This window comes from Actinocatenispora comari (assembly GCF_017312725.1).
GTDB classification, from domain to species: Bacteria; Actinomycetota; Actinomycetes; order Mycobacteriales; family Micromonosporaceae; genus Actinocatenispora; species Actinocatenispora comari.
In genome coordinates, this window is record NZ_BOPO01000039.1 from 90227 (window position 1) to 99154 (window position 8928).

The 8928-nt window shown below is 75.1% G+C and carries 6 protein-coding genes and 1 riboswitch; of the genes, 4 read left to right on the forward strand and 2 right to left on the reverse strand.

All coding sequences use genetic code 11. The annotated features are described in order from the left end of the window. Positions 1–349: 349 nt before the first annotated feature. The gene (locus NUM_RS12545; protein WP_225918522.1) at positions 350–1540 is read right to left on the reverse strand and encodes a MalY/PatB family protein; all 1191 of its coding nucleotides are present in this window, start codon (positions 1538–1540) and stop codon (positions 350–352) included. Between the two features lie 120 nt (positions 1541–1660). Between NUM_RS12545 and NUM_RS12550 the strand changes: the two genes are divergently transcribed. Both NUM_RS12550 and NUM_RS12555 read left to right on the forward strand, forming a co-directional pair. After that, positions 1661–4564: a DEAD/DEAH box helicase family protein gene (locus NUM_RS12550; RefSeq protein WP_207124986.1), complete on the forward strand. Its 2904-nt coding sequence runs from the start codon at positions 1661–1663 to the stop codon at positions 4562–4564. Between the two features lie 90 nt (positions 4565–4654). Next, positions 4655–4735, forward strand: a riboswitch (ZMP/ZTP riboswitch). Positions 4736–4767: 32 nt separating this feature from the next. Continuing rightward, positions 4768–6018, forward strand: a complete 1251-nt coding sequence (locus NUM_RS12555) for a serine hydroxymethyltransferase (protein ID WP_207124987.1) — start codon at positions 4768–4770, stop codon at positions 6016–6018. A 91-nt stretch (positions 6019–6109) separates the two neighbouring features. Here the strand turns inward: NUM_RS12555 and NUM_RS12560 are convergent, their stop codons facing one another. Further along, on the reverse strand, positions 6110–7396 hold the full coding sequence (locus NUM_RS12560) for an ABC transporter ATP-binding protein (RefSeq protein WP_207124988.1): 1287 nt from the start codon (positions 7394–7396) through the stop codon (positions 6110–6112). A gap of 172 nt (positions 7397–7568) precedes the next feature. Between NUM_RS12560 and NUM_RS12565 the strand changes: the two genes are divergently transcribed. Beyond that, the gene (locus NUM_RS12565; protein WP_207124989.1) at positions 7569–8306 is read left to right on the forward strand and encodes a YaaA family protein; all 738 of its coding nucleotides are present in this window, start codon (positions 7569–7571) and stop codon (positions 8304–8306) included. Positions 8307–8396: 90 nt separating this feature from the next. After that, on the forward strand, positions 8397–8732 hold the full coding sequence (locus tag NUM_RS12570) for a rhodanese-like domain-containing protein (RefSeq protein ID WP_207124990.1): 336 nt from the start codon (positions 8397–8399) through the stop codon (positions 8730–8732). Positions 8733–8928 lie beyond the last annotated feature (196 nt).

Sequence of the window (8928 nt, forward strand, 5' to 3'; positions counted from 1 at the left end):
ATATATCGTTAACTGGCCGGCCGGCAAGTCGCCGAGCCGAAAGAAATCACCGGAATCTTTCGTCGGATGGCCCGCCGCGGCGACCGAGCCTACGTCGGCAGGACCGACATCGGCGACAACTTTCTCTCCGCGGCACGGCACACCCTAGCCCCGGCCTCCGACACCGTTCGGCGCCTCCGCACCCCGGCATCGAGAGCCCCGAGCGTCGAGAACCGTGGACTCGGAAACCGGTGGACTCGGAAACCGGTGGACTCGGGAACCGTGGACTCGGGAACCGTGGACTCGGGAACGTGGGCGTCGGGGAACCGGGGGTGCCGGGAGCCGGGGGCGTCGGGAACTGCCGGCCGGCTCAGCTCGGCCGTACCGGGCCGGAACCGGCCGGGGCGTGCGCGGCCACGGCGGCACCCATCCGGCGCACCACCTCGGTCAGGATCGGCGCCGACGTCGCGAAGTTGAGCCGGACGAAGCCGCGGCCGACCGCGCCGAAGTCCGCGCCGTCGTTGACCAGCACCCGTGCCTCGGCGGCGAAGAACGCGGCCGGATCGGCGACGCCCAGCTCCCGGCAGTCCAGCCAGGCGAGGTAGGTGGCCTCCGGCATCCGGTAGCGCACCGCCGGCAGGTGCTCGGCGAGCAGGTCGGCCAGCAGCCGGCGGTTACCGTCCAGATAGGACACCGTGTCGGCCAGCCAGCCGGCGCCGGCGGAGTACGCGGCGAGGTTCGCGACGATGCCGAGGGTGCTCGCGCCGAGGGTCTGCACGAGCGCCAGCGAATCCCAGCGCCGCGCGTCCGCCTCGCTGGTCAGCACCACCTGGGCGCACTTGAGCCCGGGCAGGTTCCAGCCCTTCGACGCCGAGACCAGGGTCACCGAGTGGCCGGCCGCGGCGAGCGACACGCTCGCGTACGGCACGTGCCGGGCGCCGGGATAGACCAGCGGCGCGTGCACCTCGTCGGCGATCACCCGGGCACCCGGGTGCGCGTCGACCACCTCGGCGAGTGCGCGCAGCTCGTCGGCGCGGAACGTACGACCCAGCGGGTTGTGCGGGTTGCACAGGATCAGCGTGCCGGCGCCCGCGGCGAGGCCGGCGTCGATCGCGGCCAGGTCGTAGCTCGGCCCTGCCTGCGTCTCGACCAGCGGCACCGGCACGACCTCGCGCCCGCAGACGCGCGTCACCTCGAAGAACGGCGGGTACGACGGCGTCGGTACCAGCACCGCGCTGCCCGGTGCCGAGTAGAGCCCGATGGCGAGCTCGATGCCGCGCAGGATGTCCGGCAGCAACCGGATCCGCTCCGCCGGTACGGCCAGTCCGCGCTCGGCGAGCACCGCGGCGGTCGCGGCCGGCAGCCCGGTGCTCGCGTCGTCCGGCGGGTAGCCGGTGTAGCCGCGGGCCACGGCGTCGCGCAGGGCCGCGTCGATCGCCGGCGCCGGCGGGTAGTCCATCTCGGCCACCCAGGCGGCCAGCACGTCGGGTTCCGGCCGGGTCCACTTGATGCTCCCGCGCCGCCGGAGCTCGTCGACCCGCAGCGTGTCGTAGCTGTGCACGGTGCCCCTCCCTGCCGCCGGGCGCGGCGCGATCCGCCGGGCCGCCGGGGCGGCCGCCCGCCCTGCCGACGGTATCCGTGGCGACCGGGACGGCGCGATGGGACATGTCATACTCCCGGCGTGTCCGATGCCGCCGACGAACTGCGCGCCCGGCGGTTCGGCGGATCCTGGCGGCGCTACCAGCAGCAGGCGTTGGACGCATTCGAGGCGGACCGGGCCGGCGGCGATCACCGGTTCTTCGCGGTGCTGCCGCCCGGCGCCGGCAAGACCCTGATCGGCCTGGAGGTGGCCCGCCGCCTCGGCCGGCGGACCCTGGTACTCGCGCCCAACACCGCGGTGGTCGGGCAGTGGGCGGACACCTGGGACCGCCGGTTCGTCCCCGACGGGGCGCCCTGCGGCACCGACCGCGATCTCGCCGGCGCGGTCAACGTCCTGACGTACCAGTCGATCGCGGTGCTGCGGGCCGGCACCGCGGCGCCGCACCGGCGCGCCACGCTGCGCGCCGGCAGCCACGACGAGCTGCTCGACCTGCTGCACCCCAACGGCCGCGCGGTGATCGAGAGGGCCCGCGGGCTCGGCCCCTGGACGCTGGTCCTGGACGAGTGCCACCACCTGCTGTCCACCTGGGGCGCGCTGGTCCGGGCGGTGGTCGACGCGCTCGGCGAGCGCACCGCACTGGTCGGGCTGACCGCGACCCCGCGCCGATCGCTGACCGGCTGGCAGGCGGAGCTGCACGACGACCTGTTCGGCCCGGCCGACCTGGAGGTGCCGGCGCCGGCCCTGGTGAAGGCCGGCACGCTGGCGCCGTACCAGGAGCTGGTCTACCTGACCCGGCCGACGCCGGCGGAGGACACCTGGCTGGCCAGCGAAACCGCCCGGTTCGCCCAGCTGCGGTTCCAGCTGATCGACCACGCCCTCGGTACGGTGCCGCTGCTGACCTGGCTGTCCGCCCGCGCCGACCGCTCGTACGCCCCGGCCGGCGGCACCGACACGCACCGACCCGACGCCCCGGCCGGGCACGGCGACCCGGGCGAGGACGGTCGAGGCACTCCGGCCGAGCGCGCTGAGAGCGGGCGCGCGGCAGGGTCGGCCGGCGGGCCGCGGTTGAGCTGGTCGGCCTTCGAGGCGGCCGAACCGGCGCTGGCCCGGGCGGCGCTGCGGTTCGCACACGCCGGGATGATCGGGCTGCCGGCCGGCGCCCGGCTGCGCGAGATGCACCGCACCGCACCCGACGCCGACGACTGGGTCGCCGTACTGGGCGACTTCTGTACCGGTCACCTGCAGGCCAGCGCGGACGAGCGGGACGTCGCGGCACTCGCCGCGATCAAGCGGGTACTGCCCGGTCTCGGCTACCGGCTGACCAGCCGCGGGCTGCGGGTCGGCCCGTCGCCGGTGGACCGGCTGTGCGGCCTGTCCGAGGCGAAGATCGCCGCCACCACGCACATCCTCGCGGCCGAGTCGGCGGCACGCGGCGACCGGCTGCGCGCGCTGGTGCTGTGCGACTTCGAGCAGCTGGCCGGGCGGCCCGCCGCGAGCCTCGCCCCGGTACCGCTCAGCGCGCTGTCCGGATCCGCCCGGCTGGCGTTCGCCACGCTGGCCGCGGCCGACGTGGACGGCCCGGGCGGGCTCCGGCCGCTGCTGGTCACCGGGGCCACCTTCGCCGCGCCCCGGGCGCTCGCGGCGGAACTGGTCGCGGCGGCGACCCGGGCCGGGCACCGGGTCGGTACCGCACCGCTGGACGCCGTGACCGTGCTGCTGACCGGCCTGCCGACCCGGGCCGCGGTCGCGCTCGCCACCGAGTTCTTCGCCGCCGGCCGGGCCCGCGTCCTGGTCGGCACCCGGGCGCTGCTCGGCGAGGGCTGGGACTGCCCGCAGGTGTGCGTCACCGTCGACCTGACCACCGCGACCACGGCGACCGCGGTGACCCAGATGCGCGGCCGGGGCCTGCGACCCGATCCGGCGGACCCGGCGAAGCTCACCGACAACTGGACCGTGTGCTGCGTGGCCGACGAGCATCCCCGCGGCGACGCCGACTACCTGCGGCTGGTGCGCAAGCACGACGCGTACTTCGCGCTCGGCGCCGGCGGGGAGGTCGAGTCCGGTGTGACGCACTGCGACGCCGCACTGTCCCCGTACGCGCCGCCCGACGCCGCGACGTCCCGCGCCGTCACCGCCCGGGCGCTCGCCGCCCCGGCCCGCCTCGCCGAGGTACGGGACGAGTGGCGGATCGGCGCGCCCTTCGCCGGCGTCGAGGCGGCGAGCCTGCGGGTCCGGTCCGGGCGCTCGCTCGGCCGCTCCGCCGCCTGGTTGCCGGGCGCCCTGCTGGCACCCACGGCGCCGGACGAGCACGGCCCGCGGCTCGCCCCGGGGTACGTCGTGGCCGCCGTGGCGGCGGTGCTGGTCGCTGCGCTGTCCCTGCTGCTCGGGCCGGTGGTGGCGCTGGCGGGCATCGCCCTCGCCGGCACCGCGGGGTTGGTCGCCACCGCCGTGGGGCTGGTCCGGCGGCACCGGATCCGTACCGGGCCGGACGCGCTGGAGCAGCTCGCCGCGGCGGTGGCGGACGCGCTGCACACCGCCGGCGGTACCGACACCGGCGCCGGGGCGCTGCACGTGTCGCCCGCCGTGGACGGTTCGCTGCGGTGCGAGCTGACCGGGGTACCGGCGGAGCAGTCGGCCCTGTTCGCGGCCGCACTGGACGAACTGCTGGCCCCGCTCGCCGAACCGCGCTACCTGGTGGGCCGGCGGGTCCTGGTCGCCCCGGCCGGGGCGAGGGGTGCCGTGACGCTCGCCGTACGGTCGATGGTGCGGCGGCCGCTGCCGGGTGCGGTGGCGTGGCACGCGGTGCCGCGGTGGTGCGCGCGCAACGCGGTACGCCGGGAGCTGTTCGCCGCCGCTTGGGAGCGGCACGTCGGCCCGGCCCGGCTGCTGGCCGCCGAGGGCGCCGAGGGCGCCGCGATCTGCGAGCTGATGCGCGGCGAGGACCCGTTCGCGATCACCGCCCAGCTGCGCACCGTCTGGCGCTGAGCCCCGCCGGACCGGCTGGTGCCGCCCCCGTGGGCCGCGACACCGGGGCGGCACGACGGGGTGCGGATGCGCCCCGGCGCGGCACCTATGCTGGCGGTACGCGACTGGCGCGGCAAGGTGGGGCACCACCGGGGAGCGACGTCGGCCGCACCGCGCGCCTGGGTGTGGCAACCACGATCGTCCTTGCCCTCCTGGAGGTGGCAATGTCCGCGTTGCACGACACCGATCCGCAGCTCGCCGGCATGGTCGACGCCGAGCGGCGACGCCAGTTCGACGTGTTGCGGCTGATCCCGTCGGAGAACTACGTCTCCCCCGCCGTGCTCGCCGCGACCGGCACGGTGCTGACCAACAAGTACTCCGAGGGGTACCCGCACCGCCGCTACTACGAGGGTCAGCAGGTCATCGACCAGGTCGAGGACCTGGCCAACGAACGCGCCCGGGAGCTGTTCGGGGTCGAGCACGCGAACGTGCAGCCCTACTCCGGCTCGCCCGCGAACCTCGCCGTCTACCTGGCGTTCCTGGCGCCCGGCGACCCGGTGCTCGCAATGGGGCTGCCGGCCGGCGGGCACCTGACCCACGGCGCGCCGCCGTCGGCCACCGGCCGCTGGTTCGACGCGGTGCACTACGGGGTACGCCGGGACACCGGCCGGATCGACCTGGACGAGGTGCGCGACCTGGCCCGGTCGCACCGGCCGAAGCTGATCATCTGCGGCGGTACCGCGATCCCGCGCACCATCGACTTCGCCGCGTTCGGCGAGATCGCCCGCGAGGTCGGCGCGATCCTGCTGGCCGACATCGCGCACATCGCCGGGCTGGTGGTCGGCGGCGCGCACCCGAGCCCGGTCGGGCACGCCGACGTCATTTCCACCACCACCCACAAGACGCTGCGCGGACCGCGCGGGGCGATGCTGCTGTCCACCGCGGAGCACGCGAAGGCGCTGGACTCCGCGGTCTTCCCGGGGCTGCAGGGCGGGCCGCACAACCACACCACGGCGGCGATCGCGGTGGCGCTGGCCGAGGCCGCGCAGCCGGACTTCACCGAGTACGCCCAGCGGATCGTGGCGAACGCGCAGGCGCTGGCGGCCGCGCTGACCGACCGCGGCTACCAGTTGGTCTCCGGCGGTACCGACAACCACCTGCTGCTGGTCGACCTGACCGACAAGGGCGTGACCGGCAAGGTGGCGGCGAAGGCGCTGGACGCCGCCGGGGTCGAACTGAACTTCAACACGGTGCCGTTCGACCCGCGGCGGCCGTTCGACCCGTCCGGGATCCGGCTCGGCACTCCGGCGATCACCACCCGCGGCCTCGCCCCGCAGCACATGCCGCAGGTCGCGGAGTGGATCGACCGCACGGTACGGGCCGCGGCCGACGGCGACGAGTCCGGCTACGCCGACACCGCCGCCCAGGTACGGGAGTTCCTCGCCGACTTCCCGATCTTCGGCGAGGCCTCCTGACGCCCGGCGGTCTCGCACCGCACGACGGCGGCCGGGCCGGCGATCCGCGGACCGCCGGCCCGGCGCCGCTCACCGAGCGCCGCGCCGGTCGTCAGCGGGACAGGGCGCCACGGGTGTTGATCCGCCGGCCGTTGCGGTCGAACACGTGCAGCTGGGACAGGTCGGCGTGCATCGCGACGATCTCGCCGACCTTCGGCGCCGCGTACGGCGGGAGCCGCAGCGCGAACTCCGCGACCTGCTGCTCGTGCCGGCCGGGATCGGCCTCGGCGACCGGCTCGGGATCCGGTGCCTGCTCCGCCGGCCCGTCCCGGCGCGAGCGCCACCACCGCCGCAGCGAGCTCTCGACCGGCATGACGGCCTCGTGCCCGGTGCCGGTCAGCTCGTCCAGGCCGGCGGCCATGCCACCGACGTCCAGGTACGCGATGGTCTCGTGGCCGAGATGCTCGGCGTAGCGCACGATCCCGCGCAACGCGCCCGCGTGGTCGGCGCCGACCGGCGTGACCGCCTCGGCCCGCAGCCCGACGATGACCTGCTCACCGTGGTAGCGGACCAGGTCGCGGACCCGCGGGTCCGACCAGGGCAGCGCGACGTGCTGGTGGCCGAGATCCAGCAGCAGCCGGTCGTCGAGGTAGGCGTACACGGTGGCCCAGAGCAGGTTCATCCGCGGGGTGCCGAGGAACGCGGCGACGAACAGCGACTCGGGCGCGCGGTAGGCGCCGTGCGGGGTACTGAGCTGCTCGATCCGACCGTCGCGCAGGATGGCGACCCGGTCGGCCATGGTCAGCGCCTCGGTCTGGTCGTGCGTGACGTAGATGGTGGTCACGCCGATGCTGCGGACCAGGCTGGAGATCTCCGCCCGCAGCCCCTGCCGCAGCGCGCTGTCCAGGTTGGACAGCGGCTCGTCGAGCAGGAAGACGCGCGGCTCCCGGATGATCGCCCGGCCCATCGCCACCCGCTGTTTCTGGCCGCCGGAGAGCTGGCCGGGCCGGCGTTCCAGGGTGTCGGCGACGCCGAGCGCGGCGGCCAGGTCGGCCACCCGCTCGGAGACCGTCTCCGGCGACTGCCGCGCCAGCTTCAGCGGGAAGCCGAGGTTGCCGCGCACCGACATGTGCGGGTACAGGGCGAAGTCCTGGAACGCCATCGCGACCCGGCGCTCCCGGGGCGACCAGCGGTTCGCGATCTCGCCGTCGAACCGGATCAGCCCGTCGGTCGGGTCCTCCAGTCCGGCCACCATCCGCAGGATGGTGGACTTCCCGCAGCCCGAGGGGCCGAGCAGCACCATCACCTCGCCGTCGGACACCGACAGGTCCAGTGCGTCGACCGCCACCGTCCCGCTCGGGAACGTCTTGGACACTGACTCAAGAGCCAGCGCTGTCATCGGGCCTCCAATACCGCCTGGAACGGCACAAGCCGCCGAACATACTGTGGCCGCTCTCACAGCACATACAATCAGCCGAACGTGTAGAAGCGAAGTCGCCAGTTGCGGCGCGCAAGGTGCACGAATTGGGCGATGGCGGCGACACTCATCGTCGCCGGTAACGTCCAGTCCCGTGTTCGTGTTGTTGCCGCCCTCCGAGACGAAGGCGCCCGGCGGTCAGGGCGCCCCGCTGCAGCTGACCCGGCTGTCGTTCCCGTCGCTGGGTTCGACCCGGTCCCGGGTCATCGCCGCGGTCCAGGCCGCATCGACCGACGCCGACCTGGCCCGGGCCGTACTGCGGCTGTCGGCGCGGCAGGACGCCGAACTCGCGGCGAACCGGGCGCTGTGGCACGCGGCGACGACACCGGCACTGCTGCGCTACACCGGCGTGCTGTACGAGGCGCTCGGCTACCCGTCGCTGCCGGCCGCCGACCGGCGCCGCGCGGACGAGCGGCTGGTCGTCGGATCCGCCCTGTTCGGCGCGGTCCGGGCGAACGACGCGATCCCGGCGTACCGGCTCTCGGCGGGAGTCCGGCTGCCCGGCCTCGGCTCGCTGCGCTCGGTCTGGCGGCCGGTGCTGACCGCCGCGCTGGCCGGCGGCCCCGTCCTGGACCTGCGTTCCTCGGTGTACCAGGCGCTCGGCCCGGTGCCCGACGCGATCACCGTCCGGGTCGTCTCGCCCCGCCCGGACGGCCGGCTGGCCATCGTCAGCCACCACAACAAGGCGTACAAGGGGCGGCTCGCCCGGGCGATGTGCGCCGCCGACCGGCTGGACGGCATCGAGGACGTCATCCTCGCCGCGAAGACCGCCGAGCTGGACGTGACCCGTACCGGCGACAACGAGCTCCAACTGCGCACCGAGGCCGGCTGACCCGGGTACCGGCGGGTACCGGGGCGCTGGCCGAAAACTTCGGCGCAACAGAGGTGTCGCCACGGCCCGGCTGGGTACGGTGGCCGTGTGATGCCACAACCCCCGAGCGTCCCCGCCATCGACGTCGACGCGGTCGCCGAGGACACGCTGATCCTCGACGTTCGCGAGCCGGACGAGTATGCCGCGGGACACATCGCCAACGCCCTGCCCATGCCGATGGGATCCGTGCCGGAGCGGATCCCGGAGTTACCGGACGGACGGCGCATCGTCGTGGTCTGCCGGTCCGGTGGCCGGTCCGCCCGGGTCACCGGCTACCTCCGCCAGGAGGGCCTGTCCGCGGTCAACCTGGACGGGGGTATGCGCGCCTGGGTTGCCGCCGGGCGGCCGATGACCGCCGACACCGACACCGAGCCCACCCTGATCTGACCGCGTCGCACCGACGCGGACCCGCGGCGCACGCCGGTCACCGGCGTGCGCCGCACTCGTACCTGGCGCGCCGTCCCTGGACAACCCGACCCGGTGGCTCCGCCCGGCACGATCGCCCCTGCCCGGCACGACGGCCCCGGCCCGGCACGACGGCCCCCGCGCGGCACGACGGCCCCCGCGCGGCTCGACGGCCCCC